Here is a 22,806-nt window from a genome sequence, read left to right on the forward strand (position 1 = left end):
ATGAGATGATCGAGATCGAGAGCGTCAGCAAGACCTTTACCCTTCACAATCAGGGCAGCGCCGTGATCCCGGTGATGGCGGGGGCAAACCTGAGTGTCCAGCCGGGGGAATGCGTGGCCCTGATTGGTGCTTCGGGGGCGGGGAAATCTACCCTGATGCGGATGATCTACGGTAATTACCTTGCCGCGTCGGGGCGCATCATGGTGGGCGGTATCGACGTGGCGCAGGCGGCCCCGCGCGATATTCTGGCGTTGCGTCGGCAAACCTTGGGCTATGTCAGCCAGTTCTTGCGCGTGGTGCCGCGTGTTCCGACGCTTGAGGTGGTGGCCGAGCCGCTTTTGATGGTGGGTGAGGAGCGCGAGGTGGCGCTTGCCCGGGCGGGCGATCTTCTGACCCGGCTCAATATCCCCGAGCGTCTGTGGGGGCTTAGCCCGACGACCTTTTCAGGGGGCGAGCAACAGCGCGTTAATATCGCCCGGGGCTTTGCCCATGCCTATCCTGCGCTTTTATTGGACGAGCCGACAGCAAGCCTTGATGCCCGCAATCGCGAAACCGTGCTGTCGCTGGTTGAAGAGGCCAAGGCGCGCGGGGCGGCCATCGTCGGGATTTTCCATGACGAGGCGGCACGCGACCGGGTGTGCGACCATGAAATCGACGTGACCGCTTTCACGCCGGAGGCGGCATGATCCAACGCGGGCGACTTATCGGGGTGGTTGGCCCCTCGGGTGTGGGCAAGGATACCGTCATGCGAGCCCTGTCCGACGCCTGCCCTGAACTGGGGCTTGTCCGGCGCGTCATTACGCGGTCTGGCGGCGCTGTTGGCGAAGATTGCGACGTGGTGAGCCGGGCCGAGTTCGATACGCGGCGTGCAAGGGGGGAGTTTGCCCTGCATTGGCAGGCGCATGGCCTGCATTATGGTGTGCCCGGGAAGGTCGGCAGGCAATTGGCAGGGGGTAAAGACCTTTTGGTGAACCTCTCACGGTCTGTTTTGCTGGAAGCGCAAGATCGATTTCCCGGCTTTCTGACACTTGTGCTGACGGCATCGGAGGAAGTTCTGCGCGAACGGCTTTTGCAGCGGGGACGCGAGAGCCGATCAGAGATTGCCGGACGGCTGGAACGTCGGAACTTTGCCATCCCCGAGGGCCTGAATCGCGTGATTGAAATCCGTAACGAGGGATGCCTTGAAGACACGGTACAGGCGGCGCGTGCCGCGCTTTACCCCGAAAACGATTGCCGGGTGATCTGATGGAACTTGCCGGTCTCATCCTCGCCCATCAGGGCCAGGCCGTCGATCAGAAAGGGTCGGGGCAAAAGTGGCGTCATGATCTCTTCAAGCTGTGTGACAAGCGCCTTGCCCTCGGCCTTGGGCAGTTTTCCGGTCAGGGTGATGTGAAAGCGGAACTCCTCCATCACGTAAGGGTAGCCCCAGGTTTGAAGCAAAGCATCCTGCGCCGGGGTAAGGCCACTGGCGCGGCGTTTGGCAATTTCTCCTTCGGTAAGCGGGGCGCGGAAGCGATCAAAGGCGCGAACGGCCTGCGCGGCCATATCGTTGAGCAGGCTTTCGTCCCCCTCTGGGCGCAGGGCGAGGAACCGGCCAAGCTGCGCCACGTTCAGGCTGTCGTGGCGGATGGTCGGGTGACCCGCGCAAAACGTCTCAAGAGCGGTGCAAAGCGTGCTTTCATCCGTCCCTGCCAGTGGCCGGAAGGGCGGTTTGATGGTCGCGTGCAGGCCATACTTGCGCGGTGTTTCCGTGATCTCGTCGATCGGCCGGGGCAAGCCCGAGATTGTCGGGTGCTGCACCTTGAGGCCTTGAACCGGATCCCAGCCAAGCCATGCCGTGCCGAAATCGGCCAAGGGGCCCGGCGCGGGCGTGTAATAAATCGCGTATCTTTTGAAATCCATGGATGCCTCCGAAACCGCATCTCCGAATGCCAGCACAGTGTGACCTTCCCATGACACAAGAAACCATCCTCGCCAATGCCACCCTTGTTCTGCCGGGGGAAACACGGACCGGATCCATCGTCCTGCAAGGGGGGGTGATCAAGGATATTGCCACCGGGGGCAGTGTGCCGCCCGGTGCGGTCGATTGCGATGGAGACATCGTGGCGCCGGGCCTGATCGAGTTGCACACCGATAACCTTGAACGGCATATTCAACCCCGCCCCAAGGTCGATTGGCCGCATAACGCGGCGATCCTTGCACATGATGCGGAACTGGCCAGTACGGGGATCACGACGGTCTTTGACGCGATGCGCGTGGGGTCAATCCCGTCGGGGAAAGGGCGTTACCTGAAGTACGCGCGGGACCTGTCCAGCGAGCTTTTGGCCCTGCGGGACGAGGATGCACTGAAGATCAGTCACTTTCTGCACTTGCGGGCCGAGGTCTGCTCGGAAACCCTTGTGGAGGAGATGCAGGAATTCGGCCCCGAAGATCGCGTCGGTATCGTCAGCCTGATGGACCACACGCCCGGCCAGCGGCAGTTTCGGGACATTTCGAAACTGGAGGCCTACGTGAAGGGCAAGCTGTCGATGTCGGATGCCGAGTTTGTCGAGCACGTGGCCCAACTCAAGGAGTTGCGCGCGCATTACGGGGATCATCACGAGGCCGAGGCGGTTGCCGCGGCCAAGCGGTATGGCGCGGTATTGGCCAGCCATGACGACACGACCGAAGCGCAGGTCGCGGTTTCGGCCGCTCATGGAATTTCGATGGCGGAATTTCCCACAACGCTTGAGGCTGCGAAAGCCTGCCATGCACACAATATTCCGGTGATCATGGGGGCGCCGAACCTGATCCGGGGCGGATCGCATTCGGGCAATGTCGCGGCGCATGACCTGGCCGAGGCGGGGTATCTGGATATCATGTCGTCGGATTACGTTCCCGCGGCCTTGTTGCTGGCCGCCGCGCGGCTGTCAGAGCAGTGGGGGGATTGGGCGAAAGGATTGGCGACGGTCACGGCCAATCCCGCGCGGGCCGTGGGCCTTGAGGATCGCGGTGAGATAGCCATCGGGAAACGGGCCGATCTGATCCGCTTTGCCATGCGCGGCGGGGCGCCGGCACTGCGTTCGGTTTGGTCCAGAGGGTCACGGGTGGCGTGAGGTTTTGACAGCGGGCGCGCCTGCCCGCATAACCATGGGCATGACACATGATTTGCTGTTTGACGCCCCGATGCCGCCCGCCATTCCCATAGAGGGGGAGGCACAGGAATTCCCTGTGCGCCGGATATTCTGTGTCGGGCGTAACTATGCGGCACACGCCGCCGAAATGGGCAATCAGGTTGATCGCGAGGCGCCGTTTTATTTCACGAAATCCGCCCATGCGCTTTGCCTGTCGGGGATGACAATTCCCTATCCCCTCGGCACAGAAGATTGCCATTACGAGATGGAATTCGTTGTGGCCATTGGGACCGAGGCGTTCCGCGTATCGGAAGATGCCGCATTGGGGGCGGTCTATGGCTATGCCTGCGGAATCGACCTGACCCGCCGGGATTTGCAGGCGGCGGCGAAGGAAAAGCGCAGGCCATGGGACCTTGGCAAGGATTTCGAGAATGCCGCACTGATTGCGCCGATGACCAAGGCCGAAACCTTTGGCCAACCGGGCGCACAACATATTTCCCTGACCCACAATGGCCGGACCGTACAGGAGGCGCGGCTATCTGATATGGTATGGTCGGTGCCTGAGTTGATCGCGCATCTGTCGCGGTTTTACCACCTTTTGCCTGGGGATCTGATCTATACCGGCACGCCTGCGGGGGTCGGGCCAATCGCGCCGGGAAGTGCACTGACCGGGCATATAGACGGGCTACATCCCGTGACGGTTTCCTTCGGCGAGGCAGAATAAGACGCGTCATTTTCGCAGTATGCGGGTTTTTCGTGCTTGGTTGATCTGGATCAACGAGTTCTGCGCAGTCATATGCTGAATATGGAATGTATCTTTTGGGAGACAGTCCATGAATGATGGCGCGCATTCGTCATTAGAGTATTATCCGGTGACCTTGTTTACCATCGTGATGGGCATGGCGGGGCTGACGCTTGCCTTGCGCGCGGGGGAGCAAAGCCTGGGGGTGAGCCACATTGCCTCGGGTGTGGTTTACTTTCTGACACTGGCGCTTTTCGTAGTAATTTCTGCCGGCTATGTCCTGAAAGCCTTTCAGTTTCCAAAGGCCGTGCAGGGCGAATGGACGCATCCTGTCAAATTGGCCTTTTTCCCCGCGATTTCGATTGGTTTGCTTCTTCTGGCGATAGCAACCCTGCCGGTGTCACGTCCGGTTGCGCATGTGATGTGGCTTGCCGGGGCCTTGGGGCAGGGGGTATTGACGCTGGCCGTCGTGTCGGGCTGGATCGGGGCGCGAGCGTTCCTGCATGGGCACCTGTCGCCCGCTTGGTTTATCCCGGCTGTTGGGAATGTCATCGTTCCGATTGCAGGTGTGCCGTTGGGGTATATCGAGCTGAGTTGGTATTTCCTATCCGTTGGGTTGGTCTTTTGGGTTGTTCTGTTGACCTTGGTCATCAACCGGCTGGTTTTCCATGATCCCCTTCCCGAGCGCTTGCAGCCAACACTTGTGATCCTGATCGCTCCGCCCGCTGTGGGATTTCTGGCATGGGTTACCCTGACAGGTGGGGTCGATCACTTTGCCCGTATCCTGCTCAACAGTGCGTATTTGTTCGGTCTGATCGTGGCGATACAAATACCGCGTATCCTGCGCCTGCCATTCGCCATGTCGTTCTGGGCCCTCAGCTTTCCGGTGGCCGCCGTCACGATTGCAAGCTTTCATTATGCCGCGGCGGTCGGATCTGATGTGCATCGCCTGATCGGATTGGCCTTGTTGGTGATCCTGTCGGTAACCCTTGTTGCGCTCCTATTGCGCACGTTCCGTGCTGTGGCCTCAGGCGTGGTTTTCCAACCTGAGTGACCCGAACCCGTTTCTCACTCCAGTCAAGAAAGAGGACTATCAATGCGTAAAACACTAACTGCACTGACACTTGCGGCAAGTGCTGCCTTCGCGGCACCGGTGCAAGCCGAGGATAGCAGGAATCTTGTGACGGTCGTGACCTCGCCAGATGCCCAGACACAGTTGATGTCTATGGTACTGACCATGCAATCGTTACAGCAAGGGGCGAAGGCACAGATCCTGCTGTGTGGCCCTGCCGCCGACATGGCATTGAAAGAGGCACCCGAAAGCGCGACAGCCCCGCAAAAGCCCAAGGGCATGAGCCCGCAGGGCCTGATGCAGATGATCATGGAGAAGACCGATACCAAGGTCGAGGTCTGCGCGATCTACCTTCCGAACAAGGGTGTTGATGCGTCGGCCCTCTTGGATGGTGTAACGGCGGCCAAGCCGCCCGCCATGGCCGCGGCCCTGATTGCGGATGACACAACGGTTCTCAGCTTCTGAGGCGGTGCGGATTCAAAAGAAAAAGGGCCGCCTGAATGGGCGGCCCTTTGTCGGTTGAAAGGTATTGTGATCAGCCAAGAAGGCGGCGCGCGATCACATGCGCCTGAATCTCGGCGGCCCCTTCGAAGATGTTGAGGATACGGGCATCGCACAAGACGCGGCTGATGGCGTATTCGGTGGCAAAGCCATTGCCGCCATGGATTTGCAGCCCGTTGTCCGCCGCGGCCCAAGCCACACGCGCGCCAAGCAATTTCGCCATCCCGGCCTCAAGGTCGCACCGCTGGCCGTTGTCCTTTTCCCATGCACTGAAATAGGTCAGCTGCCGGGCGATCATGATCTCGACCGCCATCATCGCCAGCTTGCCACTGACGCGCGGGAATTCGATCAGGGATTTGCCGAATTGCTTGCGGTCTTGTGCATACTGCATGCCGATATCGAGGGCCGATTGTGCGACGCCAATGGCGCGGGCCGCCGTCTGGATGCGGGCGGATTCGAAGGTTTCCATGAGCTGTTTGAAGCCCTTGCCCTCTTCGCCACCCAGAAGGTTTTCACCCTTCACATGGAAGTTGTCGAAGCCCAGTTCGTATTCCTTCATCCCGCGATAGCCCAGAACCTCGATCTCGCCGCCGGTCATGCCATCGGTGGGGAAGGGGTTTTCATCGGTGCCCGGGGTCTTTTCGGCCAAGAACATTGACAGGCCCCGGTGATCGGTGGTGTCGGGCTTGGTGCGCGCCAGCAGGGTCATCACATGGGTTCGCGCCGCGTGAGTGATCCATGTCTTGTTGCCGGTGACCTTCCAGTCGCCGTTTTCATCCTGTACCGCGCGGGTGCGCAGGCTGCCAAGGTCCGAGCCGGTGTTGGGCTCGGTAAACACGGCCGTCGGCAGGGTTTCGGCGCTTGCCAGACGTGGCAGCCATTTTTGCTTTTGCTCATCCGTGCCGCCCGCGATAATCAGTTCGGCTGCGATTTCCGAACGGGTGCCAAGACTGCCGACACCGATATAGCCACGGCTGAGTTCCTCCGAGACAACGCACATCGACGCTTTCGACAGGCCAAACCCACCGTATTCCTCAGGGATGGTCAGGCCGAAGACCCCCATTTCGGCCAGTTCCTCGATGATTTCCATTGGGATAAGCTCATCCTTGAGGTGCCATTCATGGGCGTGTGGTTCGACCTTTTCGACGGCGAAGCGGCGGAACTGTTCGCGGATCATTTCCAGTTCGTCGTCGAGGCCGGTCTTGCCGACGGTTACCTCGGCGCTGCGTTCCTGCATGAGGTCGACAAGGCGGGTGCGCGCGGCCTGTGTGTTGCCATGGGCAATCAGGGTCTGAACCTCGGGCGCTTGAAACCCATCCAGTGCGTCCCAGCCAAGGCCGAGATCCTGAACGCGTACGATCTCGCCCTGGTTCATCGGGATGCCGCCGGCGATCTGTTGCAGGTATTCGCCAAAGGCGATCTGGTGAATCAGTTGCTCGACCTCGCCGAACTTGCCCTCATCGTTCAGGCGCGTGGCCCAATTGTGCATCTGGCGCAGCGACTCAACGTAGGTGGCCAGCCATGCCAGCCCATGGGCGGCGTTCTGGTTGGCTTCTACAAGGCTACCCGAGACGCGGCCATCGACGACCACCTTCTCTCGAAGTGTTTCGCGGGCCTGATCGAGGACCGACTCCGCAGGCGCAACCGCCTTGCCTGTCAGCTCCAACAAATTGTCCAGAATGATCGACTCTGCCATTGCGATGTCCTGTCCGTCATGTGCCATGAATCATATCCTTTTCCGAGTTGCCCTTACCTAGCTATTTCGCAGGTGCAGCGCAACTATTATGCCAAAACTGCGTCACTATTGTTCAAAAGTTGCGCGTTGAGTTTTGCGGTGCAGCGCAAGCGTAAACTGTTAGAAAGACTTGATGGATTATTTAATGCATATCGCCAGCCCGTCAGCCTGGGGCGTCATCATTTTCGTGTCTTTCTTTGCGGGTATCGTGAAAGGGGTCGTTGGGTTTTCGATGCCCATGGTCATGATTTCCGGTCTTGGCTCTGTCATGCCAGCGGAATTGGCGATTGCCGGGATGATCCTTCCCGCGCTTGTCACCAATCTTTGGCAAGCCCTGCGACAGGGCCCCAAGGCGGCATGGGAAGCAATCCGTCGTTTTCGGGTTTTTCTATTGGCAGGAGTGATCGTGCTTGTTTTCGCGGCACAATTGGTGGCGGTTTTGCCGCAACATATCGTCTTGTTGATGATCGGGGTGCCGATCACGCTTTTTGCGGTTTCGTCGCTTTTGGGAAGGCCGTTACGGTTTCCCCCCAATCCCAGCCCATGGATTGAAGGGGCTATCGGTGGGGTGACCGGGTTCTTCGGGGGAATCTCCGGGGTCTGGGGGGCGACGACTGTTGCGATGCTAACGGCCCAAGACCTAGACAAACATGAGCAGATGCGCATTCAGGGTGTGATCTTTGGCCTTGGCGGCGTGGCCTTGATGTTTGCGCACATGGCTTCGGGGGTGTTTCGACAGGAAACGGCCCCACTATCCGCTTTTCTGGTAGTGCCTGCCGTGATCGGGATTGGCCTTGGGTTTTCTGTGCAGGACCGGATCGATCAGAGTGCCTTTCGCCGTATGACACTAGTGGTTTTGTTGATTGCCGGGGCCAACCTGATTCGTCGAGGCCTTATGGGATGAGCTTGTTTCAGGCGCGCTTGAACACGGTCAGGGTTGATGTGGCCGCGAACAACAGGGCGGCAGTGCAGACAATCGTCGGGCCGGTTGGCGTGTCCATCACGAAAGATACTTCCAGGCCAGCCAAAACAGAGGTTCCGGCGATTGCCACGGCCAATCCGGCCATGCGCTCAGGTGTCGTGGCCAGTGGCCGCGCTGCGGCAGCCGGGATTATGAGCATCGCGGCAATCAAAAGCGCGCCGACAACCTTGATCGCGACGGCCACAACCAAGGCCAAGGCAAGCGTCAGGACCATCTGTTCGCGGCGAGGATCAATCCCGCTGGCCTGCGCCAAATCCGGGCTGATCGTGGTGGTCAAGAGCGCCTGCCATCGCCAGAAAAGCATCGCCACGACCAGTAGTGCCCCGCCCCAGATCACCGCAAGATCGCCCGTGCCGACAGCCAGGATGTCGCCAAAGAGATACCCCATCAGGTCGATGCGCACCCCAGACAGGAAGGACACCGCGACAAGCCCGAAGGCCAGGGCCGAATGGGCCAGAACACCAAGCAGCGTGTCCATGGCATAGCCCCGGCCACTGAGGGTCGAAACCGTTGCCGCCATGAGAAGGGCGACGACAAGCGCGCCGGTGAAAATCGAAATGCCGAACCCAAGGGCAACGGCCACCCCAAGGATCGAGGCATGCGCCGTGGCATCGCCGAAATAGGCCATGCGCCGCCAGACCACGAAACACCCCAAAGGGGCGGCGGCAAGGGCGACACCCAGCCCGGCAAGGGCCGCGCGGATCAGGAAATCATCCAGCATCAGTGGCTATGCTCCTCGGTCGGGTGACTGCAACTGGCGTCATGCTCGTGATCGTGGTCGTGCCGGTAAAGCGCAAGTGCGCCCCCGGTGCCGGTGCCAAAGATGGCACGGTATTCCTCGGCCTGCGCCACGGCTTCGGGCTTGCCCTCGCAGCAGACATGCCCATTGAGGCAGATCACCCTGTCCGAGGCGCTCATGACGACGTGTAATTCGTGGCTGACCATCAGGACGGCACAGCCGGTGGTTTGCCGAACGTCTTCGATTTTCCTGTAAAAGGCAGCCGAGCCGGGTTGATCGAGGCCCTGCGTCGCCTCATCCAGTATCAATAGGTCAGGCGTTTCCATAAGCGCACGCGCCAGAAGGACCCTTTGAAACTGCCCGCCGGAGAGACTTGCCATTTGCTGGGTCGCGAGGTCGGGCAATCCTGCCTCCTCAAGTGCGCGCCGTGTTTCGGCGCGGCCATGGTGTTTGGGCAAGTTGAGAAACCGGCCAACCGTCATGGGTAAGGTCGGGTCAATATGCAGCTTTTGAGGCACGTAACCGATGCGCAGGCCCCGAGCGCGGCTCACCTTGCCGCTTGTCGGTTTGATCGCCCCGACAAGTGCCCGCAATAGCGTGGATTTGCCCGACCCGTTTGGGCCGACGATCGTGACGATCTCGCCGGGGGCGATGCTAAGGTCCACGTGATCGAGGACTTGCCGCCCCCCCAGACGCACGCCGAGGCCGGTCGTTTTCACAAGGCTCATGTCGATGGGCTTTTCTGACAATTGGGGCAAAGGCCCACGGCTTCGATTACGGCGGTTTCCACTTCGAACCCGGTTTGTTGCGCCGCCCCGCCAAGCAAACCCTTGGCCGGATCGGCGTAGGCTTCGGCTACGGCATCGCAGGCGCGGCAAATCAGGAAGGCGGCGGTATGATCCTCGCCGGGGTGCATGCAGGCCGTGAAGGCATTGAGTCGCTCGATACGATGCGCGAAGCCGGAACTCACGAGGAAATCCAGTGCCCGGTATGCGACCGGCGGCTGTGAGCCGAGGCCCTCATCACGAAGCACATCAAGGATTTCATAGGCCCCCATGGCACGATGCCCTTCAAGCAAGAGCTCCATTACGCGCTTGCGGACGGGGGTGAATTGTAGCCCGCGCGTGGAACATGCCTTTTCTACCGCCTTCAGGCCGCCCTGAATGCAATCGGAGTGATCGTGCTGTTCGAATCCAATGGTGCTCATGTCGGATACCTCATTTTGCGCTTGATATGTTATACAATTACATTTAGCAAGCCAAGTGAGATGTAATAATATAACACATAGGTGAGACATGCGAACAACTGTCTTCGGGGTTGCGGCCCTTCTTCTTGCGCAAGCGGCTCAGGCTGAAACGCCCAAAGTTGCGACAGACATTGCGCCGATACAGTCCCTTGTGGCAACGGTGATGGATGGCGTGGACAGCCCTGATGTGGTGGTTCGTGTGGGACAGTCACCGCATGGTTATGCCATGAGGCCATCCGAGGCCAAGGCGCTTGGAGATGCGGATTTGGTTGTCTGGGTCGGTGAAGAACTGACCCCGTGGATGGAGCAGGCCTTGGACAGTCTTGCAGGTGAAGCGAAGGTCATAACCTTGCTGGAGCTGCCGGATACAGTTGTTCTTGAAACGCGGGACAACAATGCCCTGGGGGCTGCCGGACATGATGATTCTGATCATGGGGCGGAGCGCGCCGAGCATGACCATGGGCATGATGAGACTGATCATGATGATCATGGCGCACACGACCACGACGGCACCGACCCGCACGCATGGTTGGATCCGGTCAATGCCACGGCATGGCTTGGTGTGATCGCCGAGGAACTTGCCGCACTCGACCCGGCGAATGCCGCCACCTATCGCGATAATGCCAAGGCGGGGCAGGAAGAGATCGAGGCGTTGCAAGCCGCGATCGAGGCACAGCTTGACAGTCTGCGTGCAAAGGAATTCCTGGTTTTCCACGACGCCTATCAGTATTTCGAACAGCGTTTCGGTTTGACCTCGGCTGGCGCGCTTTCGCTCAGTGATGCAAGTGACCCCGGGCCCAAGCGTCTTGCGGCCTTGCGTGATCTGGTGGCCGAGCACGATATTCAATGCGTTTTCGCAGAACCGCAGTTCAACACGGATGTGATCGGCTCCGTTTTCGGCGACGACATTCGCCTTGGGACACTTGATCCTTTGGGGATGGCGCAGACGGAAGGCCCAGGTCAATACATCGCCACGCTCAAGGCCATAGGGGATGAGGTGGCACAGTGCCTTGCGGGTGAAAGCTGAAAACTCCCGAAACGCAGCGTAAAACTTGCGTGGGCGGTCAAAGCCGCCCATTCTGTCGCGAAGGGAAAAAATCGCGCTGACAGAACTGGCGCGTTTCGGGGAGGATTGCAGATGAGTTTTGCCTCGCGGCAGGATGCGCTTGATATTCAGAATGAAAAGCCGTGGGAGGAGCGTGACCGACCGGAAACGCTTTATGCCATGTTGCGTAACACGGTGGATGTGTTCCCAGACCGACCCGCCATAAGTTACCAGCTGTTGTCTGGAGCGACCGACAAGGCGCAGACCATGACGTGGCAGCAATTCCATGATCAGGTTTGCCGGGCGGCGAATCTGTTTCGCGATCTCAAAATCGGCGAAGACGACGTTGTGGCGCTTGTGCTGCCCAACTCATTGGAAACGGCTGTGGCCACGATTGGCGGTGCGATTGCCGGGATCGTGAACCCCATCAATCCCCTGCTGGAACCCGAACAGATCGGCGCGATCCTGCGGGAAACCAAGGCCAAGGTCGTTGTCACTCTCAAGGCGTTTCCGAAAACGGACATCGCCCAGAAAACCGCCGAGGCGGTGCGCCATGCGTCGTCTGTTCACACGGTTCTTGAAATCGACCTGAATCGTTATCTCACGCCGCCAAAAAGCTGGATCGTGCCTTTGGTCCGCCCGAAGAACACGGGCAACCACCACGCGGATGTGAAATGTTTTTCCAAGGAATTGGCCAAACAGCCTGTCACGCTTCAGTTCAAGGACAGTGGCAAAGACCGGGTGGCGGCCTATTTCCACACCGGGGGCACGACAGGGATGCCCAAGGTTGCACAACACCGCTATTCCGGGATGGTTTACAACGGGTGGCTGGGACATCGCCTGTTATTCACAGAAGACGACAGCGTGATGTGCCCCCTGCCATTGTTCCATGTGTTTGCCTGCCACGTGATCCTCATGGCGATGATCAAATCGGGCGCGCATGTGGTGTTTCCCACGCCTGCGGGCTATCGCGGGGATGGGGTGTTCGACAATTTCTGGAAATTGCTGGAACGCTGGAAAACAACCTTTGTCATTACCGTCCCGACAGCGGTTTCCGCCTTGATGCAAAGGCCCGTGGATGCGGATATTTCCATGGTCAAGAACGCGTTCTCCGGTTCGGCACCGATGCCGCTTGAACTGTTCAAGCGGTTCGAGGGTGCCACGGGTATGACGGTGATCGAAGGATATGGCCTGACGGAGGCGACCTGCCTTGTGTCTTGCAATCCGCCCGCGGGTGAAAAGAAGGTGGGCTCGGTTGGGGTGCCTTTCCCCTATACGGATGTGCGGATCATCAACGTGGGGCCGGATGGCGACCCTGTTGAATGCGCGGCGGACGAGGTGGGGGAAATCTGCATCTCGAACCCGGGGGTTTACGCGGGAAACACATACACCGAGTCCGAGAAGAACCGCGACCTTTACCATTACGGAACGCATCTGCGCACAGGAGATTTGGGGCGGATTGATCCCGATGGGTATCTCTGGATCACCGGACGTGCCAAGGATCTGATCATTCGCGGCGGTCACAACATCGACCCCGCGGATATCGAAGAGGCGCTATTGGCGCATCATGATGTGGCCATGGCGGGTGCGATTGGCCAGCCCGACGCACATGCCGGCGAAATCCCCTGTGCCTATGTCGAGTTGATCGAAGGCGGCACCGTCACGGGTGAGGAGCTGCGCGAGCACTGCAAGGTTCACGTGCATGAGCGTGCCGCCATACCCAAGCACATCGAGGTGCTGGATGAATTGCCCAAGACTGCCGTGGGCAAGGTATTTAAACCCGATCTGCGCAAGCGGGCGATCACGCGGATTTACAATGCGGCGCTTGAAGAGGCCGGGTTGAACGCCCGCGTGGTCAGTGTGGCAGACACCAAGAAACGCGGCCTCGTCGCAGAGGTCGAAAAGTCCGGCGATGTGGATGAAGAGGCCGTATCGCATGTGCTGGGGCAATTCGTGAGGCCATGGGAATGGGTTACCGAGGCGCAGACCGAGGAATAGGTCTGCATCGGTGCCAAAAGACAAGGGCCGGCAAGTGACCGGCCCTTTTTCGTGGTTTTGAACGTGCCCTATTCGCTGGTGGTATCGGTATTGTCACCGTCATCGGCGGGGCTTGTGGCCTCGGTCAGGGCACCATCCTGCCAGCGACCTGAGGCTTCCTCACCCGTGGCATATCGCATTGTGCCTTCGCCCTGACGCTTGCCGTTCAGGAAGGTGCCCTCGTAGACATCGCCGTTGATATAGGTGGCGACGCCTTGGCCGGAAATCTCGCCTTCCTGCCACTCGCCTTCATAGGTGAAGCCATCGGGCATGGTGATCTTGCCCTGTCCATGGCGCTGCCCGTTCGCAAACTGACCTTCATAGATCGTGCCGTCGGGGTAGGTCGCAGTCCCTTGGCCGTGGCGTTGTCCGTCGCGCCATTGCCCTTCATAGCGGTAGCCATCGGCATAGGTCATCACGCCATGGCCGTGGTTCTTGGCGTTCTTGAATTCGCCTTCATAGACAAGCCCATTGGGATAGGTCGCCTTGCCTTGCCCGTCGATGACGCCGCCGCTCCATTCCCCGTCATAGGTTGAGCCATCGGGGTAGACGATCTTGCCCTGTCCATTGGCAAGGTCATCGCGGAACTCGCCCTCGTAGACCGAGCCATCGGGGTAGGTCACCTTGCCTTGCCCCGAGATTTTGCCAGCCACCCATGAGCCTTCGTATCGATAGCCGTCGACCCCGGTGAATACGCCTTGACCATGGCGGCGGTCATCCTGGAAATCGCCTTCGTAGACATCCCCGTTTTCATAGGTGACCTTGCCCTTGCCCTCGCGCCGGCCACTGACAAGCTGACCCTCGTAGATATCGCCATTGGGTTGGATCAGGCGGCCTTCGCCGTCGATCTGACCCTCTTTCCAAAGACCCTCGTAGATAAGGCCATCGGGCATGGTCAGCTTCCCTTCGCCGTGCCGTGCCCCGCGTTGCACGGCGCCTTCGTACACCGCCTCGTCGGGATAGGTGATCGTGGCCTGACCTTCCTTCACGCCATTGACCCACTCGCCCTCGTAGACATAGCCGCCCGGGCTTTCCATCCGGCCCTGCCCGTGGTGCATGGCGTTGCGAAAGCCACCTTCATAACGCGTTCCATTGGCATAGACGGCCACGCCCTGTCCGGTGATCTTGCCATCGGCCCATGTGCCCTCGTAGGTGCCGCCATCGGTAAAGACGATCTTGCCCACCCCGTTGGGTTTGCCTTTTTCGAACTCGCCCTCGTAAACCGAACCATTCGGAAAGCGGGCAACGCCCTTGCCCTTGATCTCACCATCCACCCACTCGCCGACGTATTCATAGCCGTTGGGCAGGGTGTAGGTGCCGGTACCGTGTTGCAGCCCGTTCTTGAAGGTGCCTTCATAGACCCCTCCGTCATCATATTGCTTGGTCCGTACTTCGCCATCTTGCGCTTGTGCAAAGCTGGCGATTGTAACCCCGAGCAAAACGGATGTGATCAGTGATTTTGTCATAAACTGCCCTCAAAGCCCCGACACGCCCCATGTGGCGGATTAACCGAAATTTAGAGGAGGCACGCAGGGCTGACAACGGGTTTTGCCCAAATCGGCTTTCACTTGGGCAACGATCTGCTAAATCTGGCGCAGAATGCAACTCCGGGGGTACGGGCATGTCCGATCGCTTTCGTCTGACATTGGCGCAATTGAACCCGACAGTGGGGGATATCGACGGCAACGCGGCACAGGCGCGAACCGCTTGGGAGGCTGGAAAACAGGCCGGTGCGAACCTTGTGGCGCTGCCCGAGATGTTTATCACCGGGTACAACACCCAGGATCTTGTGATGAAGCCCGCCTTTCACCAAGATGCCATTGCAACGATTGAAACCTTGGCGCGTGAGTGTGCGGATGGTCCTGCAATGGGCATTGGTGGGCCTGCACTTGAGGGGGCAAGCCTATATAACGCCTATTACATTCTCTCCGGCGGCAAGATTTCTGCTTGTATACTCAAGCATCACTTGCCCAATGAAACCGTCTTTGACGAAGAGCGTCTGTATGAATCCGGCCCGGTGACCGGGCCCTACACGGTTGATGGTGTGCGTATCGGCTCGCCCATCTGCGAGGATAGCTGGTTCGAAGATGTCGCGGAAACCTTGGCCGAGACGGGCGCGGAATTCCTTTTGGTTCCAAATGGTTCTCCCTACTACCGCGAAAAATTGGCGGTACGACATCAGCTTATGGTGGCGCGTGTGGTCGAGACCGGATTGCCGCTGATCTACCTCAACCTTCTCGGCGGGCAGGACGATCAAGTATTTGATGGCGGGACCTTCGCGCTCAATCCCGGTGGCGAATTGGCGGTGCAGATGCCGTTGATGAAGGAAGGTATCGCGCATATCGATCTGGAACGCGGGCCGGATGGGTGGCGCATCGAAAAAGGCGATCTTGCACCGATCCCGGACGCGCATGAGCAGGACTATCACGCCATGGTTCTGGCCTTGCGCGATTACATGCGGAAAACCGGATTTTCCAAGGTTTTGTTGGGGTTATCGGGTGGAATCGACTCGGCCCTCGTGGCCACGGTGGCGGTCGATGCGCTTGGCGCGCAGAACGTGCGTTGTGTCATGCTGCCATCGGAGTACACGGCCGATATTTCGCTACAGGATGCGCAAACCCTCGCGGAAAATCTTGGGTGTCGGTATGATTTCGTGCCGATCGCAGAGGGGCGGGAGGCGATCACCAATACGCTTGCGCCGCTATTCGAAGGCACTGAACCCAATGTGACCGAGGAGAATATCCAGTCGCGGTTGCGGGGGCTGTTGCTTATGGCGATCAGCAACAAGTTCGGCGAGATGCTACTGACCACCGGCAACAAATCCGAGGTCGCCGTGGGGTATGCCACCATTTATGGCGATATGTCGGGTGGGTATAACCCGTTGAAAGACATGTATAAAACCCGCGTCTTTGAAACCTGCCGCTGGCGCAATGAACAGCACCGCGACTGGATGCAAGGCCCCGGTGGTGAGGTCATCCCACAACGCATCATCGACCGCCCCCCGAGTGCCGAACTGGCACCGGATCAGAAGGATGAAGACAGTTTGCCGGAATATGCGGTTTTGGACGGTATTCTGGAGATTCTGGTGGATCAGGACGGGAGCATCGCCGATTGCGTGGCGGCGGGATATGATCGGGACGATGCCAAGCGTGTCGAGCATCTGCTTTATATCTCTGAATACAAACGGTTTCAGTCCGCTCCGGGGACACGTTTATCGAAGCGGGCGTTCTGGCTGGACCGGAGATATCCCATCGTCAACCGCTGGCGTGATCCGAGTTGAGCGGCCCGGGACAATTTTCGTACGACTCGTACGATTTTACCGCGATTTTCGTACGAAACTCAGGGCACATTGAACGAGCGTCGTACGAGTCGTACGAAACTTCGCCCGTGATGCGCCGGAGCGTGGTCATAATTTGACCGTCCGGCCCTTGCCAAAGGCGGCGGAAATTCGGACATGTTTACGCGAGTTTAACCTTTAAAGCGGTAGCCTTCCGATATGCCTCTTCTGCGTCGTTGTCTGCGTCCTGTTCTGTGCGTTTGCCTTGTTCTTTTTCCTTCGCTTGTCCTGTCGGAAACCATGCCGCCAGTTTCTAGACTGGGTGGTCATACGCTTATTGCCGCCACGGCCGAAAGCGGGGCGGTCTGGTCGGTTTATCTGGGAAAGAATGGCGAGGCGGAGTTTACCTATGCGAATGGCACCCGAAACAGTGTGCCATGGCGCAGGGCGGATCGGGATGTGCTGTGCTTTCGGTTCGAGGCCGGGGCCAAGGAGGTGTGCAAAGGCGCGAAACAATACGGTATCGGACGTGGTTGGGCGACGGTCGCGCGTGCGGGGGATGGCTGGCGCTTGGTGGGGGATGATCCGCTTGGGTCCTCGCGTCTTTTGACCGCGCGAAAGGGGCGGATGCCGCATGATCCAACCTCGTGGAAAGGGGACCTGCGTGAAAGCCTTCCGGGGCGGCTTTATTTCGACGTGGGCGAGATCACGGCGCTTGAGGTCCGGCCCGATGGTATGGGGGCCTATATCACGACCGGCTCAGATTTCGAGGCTGAGGCCAGCGTTGACTCACATGCTGTTTGCCTTGGGCGCGAGTGTCTTGACGTGTCGATCGAAAAGGGGCGTCTGGTGCTGCGCGAACGCGGCGACCCGGAGCCCGAGGGCGTATTGCTTTATCTTGCGAAGGGACAATTCGAAACGCCGCGCAATCGCGGGGATAACGAGGATAGCCCGGCCCCGCAGGTTTCGCAGGTGCCAGACGAGGCCCCGGAGCCTGACCCGAAACAAGAGATGCCGCGCTTCACGCTTGCGCCATCGGAGGATTACACCCTTGTGCTGAGCGATAGTGTCAACGTTGCAGCCGCCGCGCATTATTCACAGCCCGGCTTTACGATGCCGCTTGCCATCGTGCCGGACCCGCGCGGCGGTGTGCAGCTTCACGTCGACGGGAAACCCCTGACCGATCAGTTCCGGCCCGAGGCGGCGAAGATCGTTATCACCACGGATGGTGGCGCGCTGATCTGGTTCCGGATGGCGCACCCGGAGGGGGAGTGCGATAGCTGGCTGCGTTGGGTCGTGGCAGACAAGGGAGGCAAGGATGCGCGCCTGTCGGATATGTTCAATGTCTGCGGTGAGGCGGTTGATCTTGAGGTCAGGAACGTCCCTTTCGGAATCGCGGTGTTGAATACGGCGCGGTCTGATAGTGATCTCTATACACTGCCCAAGATGCCGACGGCTGCGCTTTGGTCCACGGTGGCCTCGCCGCTGCGTATCAAGGGGGAGAATACCTTTGGCACCTTTCACGGGACCATCGTCACCCGGCCCGAAACCGAATACCGCACCGGCGCGCCGGTGATGCACCAGATGAGTGCCGAAGAGATCGAGGCGGAGCGCAAGAAGAACGCGCCGCCGCCCCCCGAGGTGGACTATCCGTGGGTCGGGTGGTCGGCCGATGTGACCCCGATTAAGCCGCGACTCTGGGAGCGCCTTGAAGACACCGAGGTGGATTTCAAGGATGGCGCGCCACGGATCGGCGGCAAGGTTCTGGTGCCGGGGTTTGCCCCCGACAGTGCCCGTATCGTGGCGGTGACCGAGGCCTATGTCCTGATCCGGTTTTCCGGCCCGATGCTGCCCAAGGGCTGCGAGGAGGCCTATCGCTGGCTTTGGGTGACGGGGCCGAATTATGGGCGTTTGTCGAAGGCTTTCGGCGCCTGTACCGCGACCGATGAGGTCGAGGTGACATGGGACGGCGCGCGGATCGACGCGACGCTCACGCCGGAAAGTGGTGTGCCCTCGACCTTCCGTATTTTCCCGGGTCGCAATGATACGTCCCGCGCGCTGTCGGTGTCGGTGCAATCCGGCCCGTCGGTGGAGATTCCCCTGCCGGAGGAAGAGGATTGGAAGGGGATCGAGCGGCGCGCGGCAGAGGAGCGCCGCCAAGCCGAAGAGGCCGAGGCCAAACGCGCGCGAGAGGAAAAGAAGCGGCAGCGCGCAGAGGCGATTGCCGCCCGTCGCCAACCCGCATCACCGACAGGGGCGCTGGATGGTGGAAATTTCTTTGACATTCTTGCGCTTGAGCCGGTGCAATCGGCCATTCGCGCCGAAGACAACGGGGCGGATATACTTGAGTTGTTCGACAGTTCCTTCGACACGGTGACGCGACTGCCGGAAAATCGGCGGGTGCAGGATGTTTACATCGGCGTCACCTGTGGGCCGGATGGCTGCCGGGAGTTATTGTCGGTTCTGTTCTATGACAGCCGTGCGAAAACCGCTCTGGGCTTTCTTTTCGCGGGCTTTGGCGCGGTGCCGTTTGGCAATGCGCATACCCTCGACAAAGCCCTTCTGGACGCCGAAATTGAAAGGGCCATGGGGTATCTGAAAGAAGAGTGAAACCGCCCGGCGGGCGGGTAAGGCCCCGGGGCAAACCCGGGGCCTTGATGAATGCGCTTAAGCGAGGTGGTCGACCACGGCGAGGTGTTGGGCGAGTTTGCCAACTTCGCCCAGGTACCGTTCCACGAGGGCTGGATCGTTCGGGGCGGGGGACACGCCCGGCTCGATCTCGCCGTTCAGCACGGATTCGATGGCCAGCGACACAGGGATCGAGACAAGCCGCGCCATGGCGGTGCCGTTCTCGTCGCCCCATGCGTCCATGACATAGGTCTTGTGCCAGACGGTTTTGCCGTCGCGCTCGGCCTTGAGCGAGACACAGAGCACGACGCGGTCGGGCTCGCCCTCGTCATAGGCGTTCTCGGCCCAGAACTGATCGGACATTTCCTTGAGCCGCGCCTCGCCTGCCTCGCCTTCCAGCGTTTCGATCTCGCGGAAGACGTCGGCCCAGGCCTCGGTCCAACCGTTGAGGCGCAGGGTGCCGCGGACGAATTGCTTGACCCGCCAGTCGGGGGAGAACTGGTAATCCTCCATGAAGGGGATGGAATCGCGGTTGGGGTAGACCTCGAAGGTCTCGGCCTCGGGTAGGGGGGCGGTGTAGCTGCTGATCGCGTCCCACGGGCGGGCGACGTTGAGTTCCTCGAAGTCGCGGACGGAGCGGGACGGGGAACGCAGGGCCTTGAGCACGCCCAAGGGGGACCAGCTGAACTTGTAGCGGAAGGGGTTGGGGGTTTTGGGAATCCCGCCGCAGTAGGAAATGAAGCTGAGGTCATTGTCGGGCGAGTAGGCATCGGAAGCCTTGTAGTCGGCTACGAGGTGATGCGCCATCAGGTGGTCGATACCCGGATCGAGGCCGATTTCGTTGACGGCACAGATGCCGCGCACGACGGCCTTGGCGTGCAGCGCGCGCATTTCCGGTGCGATGTAGGAGCTTGAGACGAAATGCGCCCCCTTGTTGATGCACATTTCGGCCAGCGGCACGTGCCAGTCGCCGGGCAACATGGAGACCACCAGATCGCCCTCGGAGACCTCGCCCGAGAGGGTGTCGAAATCGAAGGCTTTGATGTTGTCCGTGAGGTCGCCCACGGCGGCCTGGGCCTTGTCGGTCGAGCGGTTCCAGACGCAGATGTCGTGGCCCGCCTTGATCAGGCGGCGAAGCCCGGGGATGGCCGAAAGGCCGGTGCCGCACCAGTGAATTGTCATCGCTCAGATCCCTTTCATGTTGTCATTGAATGTGGTCTCGGCCCGCGCCCAGACATCTTGGTCCAACCTGTCCAAGGTGAGCAGGGAGGGCAAGAGCTGTGCCGCGTAATCTTCGGAGGATTCCAGCGGCAGGAGGGAGGGCAGGTTATCGATCGCCATCACGTCCAGCGGGGGGGCGTCATGCACGCGGGTGGCTGGGGCATCCCATGTGGTGGCCTCGGAGTATACCGGCACGGGGTTGTAATCGCTGTCGGGGTCGCAGGCGACATCGCCGATGACCGAGAGGCTGCGCGGCGCGGTCAGGGCCTCTTGCGGGACGAAGACGGGCGTGCCGGGGCGAGCGAAGATGCAGTTGAGGAAGATGTCGTGTTGCAGGATTTCGGGGAAGGGGCCGCCGTTGGCGGTTTCGGCCATGTCCCAGCGGGTGGGTGCAACACCCATGGCGGTGCAGAGGTCGGCCGCGCCGGTGCCGACTCGGCCCAGTGCGCCGATGACGATGGCCGAGGGGCGGGGTAGGCCGGTGGCGTCGAGCCGTTTGGCAAGGTCGGATTGAAGAGCGTATTTGTCGGGGTAGGCCGAGACCGGGCCGCAGAGCCCGCCTGATTTCTGTGCCGCCCAAGCCATGAGGCTGACCGCCGCGCCGGCGTAGCCCGCCCAGTAACCGAAAGCTGCGACACGGCGACCTTGCGTGTCGACGAGGTATTCGAGGTCATAAAGTGTGCCGCCCCCCGCCTTGAAGCGTTCCAGAAGGCGGCGGCCCGAATGCTGGCCCTTGAAGGCATGGCCGAACATGATGTGGCGATGCGGCAGGGGCGTGTCATCGTCGGGCAGTTCTTTCAGCCCGAAGACGATGGCATCGCGCGGGGCCTCGGGCCATGAATTCTCGGGCGCGATTTCACAGCCTGCGGCGCGGTAGCCTTCAATGGGAATGATGCGGCTGCTGCTTTCTTCGACCGTGACGCGCAGGCCCTTTTCCATGAGTTTGGCCGCGCCTTCGGGGGTGAGGCCGGTGCGGTCTTCGTTGGGGCGTTGCTCGGATCGAACCCAGAGGTGTGTCATGCGTGTTGTCCTTAGTCCAGAATGCCCATTTTGCGCACGGCGGCAACCGAAGGGCGGGCGTTCATCATGTCGAAATGTGCGGCGAGTTTCGGGGTGTTGCGAATGTCCACGCCGTCGCCGTCCAGCCATGTGCAGATGGCGAACAGCCATGGGTCGGCGGGAGTTAGCGCGCCGCCCATGACGAAGGGCGACAGGGCGCAGTTTTCCTCGATAAAGCGGGCGGAGGCGGCCATGGTTTCGGGCACCTTCGCGGCCATGTCGCGGAACGAGCTTTCCTCGTTCGCCCAGCGATGACCGCGGCGCAGGTGGCCGTGGTTCACATGGAAGGTGGAGGCGAGATAGTACATCACGCTGCGCAATTGCGCAGCGGCCCAAGGATCGGTGGGGAGGGTCACCTTGTCGGGGGCTTGGGTGGCGAGATATTCAAGGATCGCGCCGGTTTCGGTCAGGATGCCCGCATCGGTCACGATGGAGGGCACACGGCCCTTTGGATTGATGGCCAGATATTCGGGGCTGGTTTGCTCTTGATTGGCGAAATCCACCTTGATGCCTTCATAAGACAGGCCGGTTTCCTCGAGCATTACGGCAGTCGCGACCGAGATGGTCTTTGGGGCGTAGTAGAATTTCATGGTCTTCTGCCTTTCACACGAATGTCCGGGCGAAGGCCCGGTCGGGGGTGTCGAGATGCGGGGTGGCCCCGTATTGGGTGAGGTAAAGCCCGTCGCGGCGCAACTCGAACTTGTGCATGGAGGTATGCGCCACGGTCAGGAACATCTTGGTCTTGGCCGAGGTGTCCAGCCCAAGGGCGATGGCGGTGAGCGTGGCGATGACCCCGGTGGAAGTGACGACCAGAGCACCGGGACCGTCCTTGGCGATGTCATGCAGGGCATCGGTGATACGGGCGCGAAATGCCTTGTAGCTTTCCAGATCGGGCGACATGCCGTCCGAGCGCCAGACATCCAGAACCTGCGGCACATGGGCGGCAAACCCTTCCGGGGTATCGGGGAAAGGGACGCCGTGACTGTCGCGCAGGGAATGGGCGAGGCCGTAGTAATCAAGCTCGTTCAGCCGGGCATCGGTGCTGTGGGGCAAGCCGGTCGGGTTGGCCCCTTCGGCGGTGCCGAACTGGCGGCGCAGGGTGCCGGATACGACGCGATCGTACTGCCCCAGCGGGGCGATATATTCGCCCAGCCAACGGGCCTGATCGTGGCCGAGGTCGGACAGGATATCGTAACTGTCCGGGTCCTTGGCCGCCGCGTTGGCCTGTCCGTGCCGTACCAGTGTCAATTCGGTCATGCGCATTCTCCCGGCGCCATGCATAGGACAGCGTGAGAGCACTTGGAAGGCGGGGCGAAGGAATTTTCCCAAGTCTCAAGCTGTTGCTGATCGGAAACTTTATGCGCCGTCTACGGCGCAAATTCGCGGCGAGGTGTCGGGATTGTAAGACT

Annotated in this window: 21 protein-coding genes; 11 read left to right on the top strand and 10 right to left on the bottom strand. The window is 60.2% G+C overall.

The features are described from left to right. The first annotated feature begins 5 nt into the window (after positions 1–5). Together phnL and phnN are read left to right on the top strand one after the other, a co-directional pair. On the top strand, positions 6–686 hold the full coding sequence (gene phnL, locus FDP25_RS11050) for a phosphonate C-P lyase system protein PhnL (protein ID WP_154151677.1): 681 nt from the start codon (positions 6–8) through the stop codon (positions 684–686). After that, positions 683–1,246 (top strand): phosphonate metabolism protein/1,5-bisphosphokinase (PRPP-forming) PhnN, encoded by a 564-nt coding sequence (gene phnN / locus FDP25_RS11055; protein ID WP_154151679.1) that lies wholly within the window; start codon positions 683–685, stop codon positions 1,244–1,246. Before phnL ends, phnN begins: the two co-directional genes overlap by 4 nt. On the opposite strand, the gene FDP25_RS11060 is transcribed toward phnN, so the two are convergent. Beyond that, the gene (locus FDP25_RS11060) at positions 1,216–1,902 is read right to left on the bottom strand and encodes a DUF1045 domain-containing protein (protein ID WP_154151681.1); all 687 of its coding nucleotides are present in this window, start codon (positions 1,900–1,902) and stop codon (positions 1,216–1,218) included. The genes phnN and FDP25_RS11060 overlap by 31 nt on opposite strands. A gap of 50 nt (positions 1,903–1,952) precedes the next feature. Here FDP25_RS11060 and FDP25_RS11065 point away from each other — a divergent pair, with 50 nt between their 5' ends. The 4 genes from FDP25_RS11065 (at position 1,953) to FDP25_RS11080 (ending at position 5,392) form a co-directional block, all read left to right on the top strand. Next, entirely contained in the window at positions 1,953–3,095 is a 1,143-nt protein-coding gene (locus FDP25_RS11065) for an alpha-D-ribose 1-methylphosphonate 5-triphosphate diphosphatase (protein WP_154151683.1), read from the top strand. A 40-nt stretch (positions 3,096–3,135) separates the two neighbouring features. After that, complete coding sequence (locus FDP25_RS11070; RefSeq protein WP_154151685.1) at positions 3,136–3,837, top strand: fumarylacetoacetate hydrolase family protein; 702 nt, start codon at positions 3,136–3,138, stop codon at positions 3,835–3,837. Positions 3,838–3,946: 109 nt separating this feature from the next. Continuing rightward, positions 3,947–4,909, top strand: coding sequence for an SLAC1 anion channel family protein (locus FDP25_RS11075; protein ID WP_154151687.1), 963 nt, complete (start codon positions 3,947–3,949; stop codon positions 4,907–4,909). Between the two features lie 42 nt (positions 4,910–4,951). Continuing rightward, entirely contained in the window at positions 4,952–5,392 is a 441-nt protein-coding gene (locus FDP25_RS11080; RefSeq protein ID WP_154151689.1) for a hypothetical protein, read from the top strand. A gap of 70 nt (positions 5,393–5,462) precedes the next feature. Here the strand turns inward: FDP25_RS11080 and FDP25_RS11085 are convergent, their stop codons facing one another. Continuing rightward, positions 5,463–7,151 (bottom strand): acyl-CoA dehydrogenase family protein, encoded by a 1,689-nt coding sequence (locus tag FDP25_RS11085; RefSeq protein WP_154151690.1) that lies wholly within the window; start codon positions 7,149–7,151, stop codon positions 5,463–5,465. Between the two features lie 145 nt (positions 7,152–7,296). Between FDP25_RS11085 and FDP25_RS11090 the strand changes: the two genes are divergently transcribed. After that, positions 7,297–8,067: a sulfite exporter TauE/SafE family protein gene (locus FDP25_RS11090; protein ID WP_154151692.1), complete on the top strand. Its 771-nt coding sequence runs from the start codon at positions 7,297–7,299 to the stop codon at positions 8,065–8,067. Positions 8,068–8,074: 7 nt separating this feature from the next. On the opposite strand, the gene FDP25_RS11095 is transcribed toward FDP25_RS11090, so the two are convergent. From FDP25_RS11095 to FDP25_RS11105, 3 genes are read right to left on the bottom strand one after another with little or no spacing between them, the layout of a single operon-like run. After that, a complete protein-coding gene (locus FDP25_RS11095; protein WP_154151694.1) occupies positions 8,075–8,866 on the bottom strand; it encodes a metal ABC transporter permease in 792 nt (263 codons plus the stop codon). Next, complete coding sequence (locus FDP25_RS11100; protein WP_154151696.1) at positions 8,866–9,612, bottom strand: metal ABC transporter ATP-binding protein; 747 nt, start codon at positions 9,610–9,612, stop codon at positions 8,866–8,868. Before FDP25_RS11100 ends, FDP25_RS11095 begins: the two co-directional genes overlap by 1 nt. Next, positions 9,609–10,091, bottom strand: a complete 483-nt coding sequence (locus FDP25_RS11105) for a transcriptional repressor (protein WP_154151698.1) — start codon at positions 10,089–10,091, stop codon at positions 9,609–9,611. The genes FDP25_RS11100 and FDP25_RS11105 overlap by 4 nt, the downstream gene beginning before the upstream one ends. Positions 10,092–10,179: 88 nt before the next feature. Here FDP25_RS11105 and FDP25_RS11110 point away from each other — a divergent pair, with 88 nt between their 5' ends. Next, positions 10,180–11,157 carry a zinc ABC transporter substrate-binding protein gene (locus tag FDP25_RS11110; RefSeq protein WP_154151700.1) on the top strand — a complete coding sequence of 326 codons (978 nt, stop codon included), beginning with the start codon at positions 10,180–10,182 and terminating at the stop codon, positions 11,155–11,157. A 111-nt stretch (positions 11,158–11,268) separates the two neighbouring features. Beyond that, positions 11,269–13,173: an acyl-CoA synthetase gene (locus FDP25_RS11115; RefSeq protein ID WP_154151701.1), complete on the top strand. Its 1,905-nt coding sequence runs from the start codon at positions 11,269–11,271 to the stop codon at positions 13,171–13,173. A gap of 68 nt (positions 13,174–13,241) precedes the next feature. Here FDP25_RS11115 and FDP25_RS11120 read toward each other — a convergent pair whose 3' ends face one another. Continuing rightward, positions 13,242–14,678 (bottom strand): MORN repeat-containing protein, encoded by a 1,437-nt coding sequence (locus FDP25_RS11120; protein WP_154151703.1) that lies wholly within the window; start codon positions 14,676–14,678, stop codon positions 13,242–13,244. 155 nt (positions 14,679–14,833) lie between these two features. On the opposite strand from FDP25_RS11120, the gene FDP25_RS11125 reads away from it, so the two are divergent. Beyond that, positions 14,834–16,492, top strand: coding sequence for an NAD+ synthase (locus FDP25_RS11125; RefSeq protein WP_154151705.1), 1,659 nt, complete (start codon positions 14,834–14,836; stop codon positions 16,490–16,492). A gap of 297 nt (positions 16,493–16,789) precedes the next feature. Continuing rightward, positions 16,790–19,099 carry a hypothetical protein gene (locus FDP25_RS11130; RefSeq protein ID WP_154151707.1) on the top strand — a complete coding sequence of 770 codons (2,310 nt, stop codon included), beginning with the start codon at positions 16,790–16,792 and terminating at the stop codon, positions 19,097–19,099. Between the two features lie 57 nt (positions 19,100–19,156). Here the strand turns inward: FDP25_RS11130 and FDP25_RS11135 are convergent, their stop codons facing one another. From FDP25_RS11135 to FDP25_RS11150, 4 genes are read right to left on the bottom strand one after another with little or no spacing between them, the layout of a single operon-like run. After that, the gene (locus tag FDP25_RS11135; RefSeq protein WP_154151709.1) at positions 19,157–20,299 is read right to left on the bottom strand and encodes a saccharopine dehydrogenase family protein; all 1,143 of its coding nucleotides are present in this window, start codon (positions 20,297–20,299) and stop codon (positions 19,157–19,159) included. 3 nt (positions 20,300–20,302) lie between these two features. Next, entirely contained in the window at positions 20,303–21,358 is a 1,056-nt protein-coding gene (locus FDP25_RS11140) for a saccharopine dehydrogenase (protein ID WP_154151711.1), read from the bottom strand. Positions 21,359–21,369: 11 nt separating this feature from the next. Continuing rightward, the gene (locus FDP25_RS11145) at positions 21,370–21,987 is read right to left on the bottom strand and encodes a glutathione S-transferase family protein (protein WP_154151713.1); all 618 of its coding nucleotides are present in this window, start codon (positions 21,985–21,987) and stop codon (positions 21,370–21,372) included. A gap of 13 nt (positions 21,988–22,000) precedes the next feature. Beyond that, positions 22,001–22,654 carry a histidine phosphatase family protein gene (locus tag FDP25_RS11150; RefSeq protein WP_172982788.1) on the bottom strand — a complete coding sequence of 218 codons (654 nt, stop codon included), beginning with the start codon at positions 22,652–22,654 and terminating at the stop codon, positions 22,001–22,003. Positions 22,655–22,806: the final 152 nt, after the last annotated feature.

This window comes from Roseovarius bejariae, from assembly GCF_009669325.1.
In the GTDB taxonomy this organism is placed as follows: Bacteria; Pseudomonadota; Alphaproteobacteria; order Rhodobacterales; family Rhodobacteraceae; genus Roseovarius; species Roseovarius bejariae.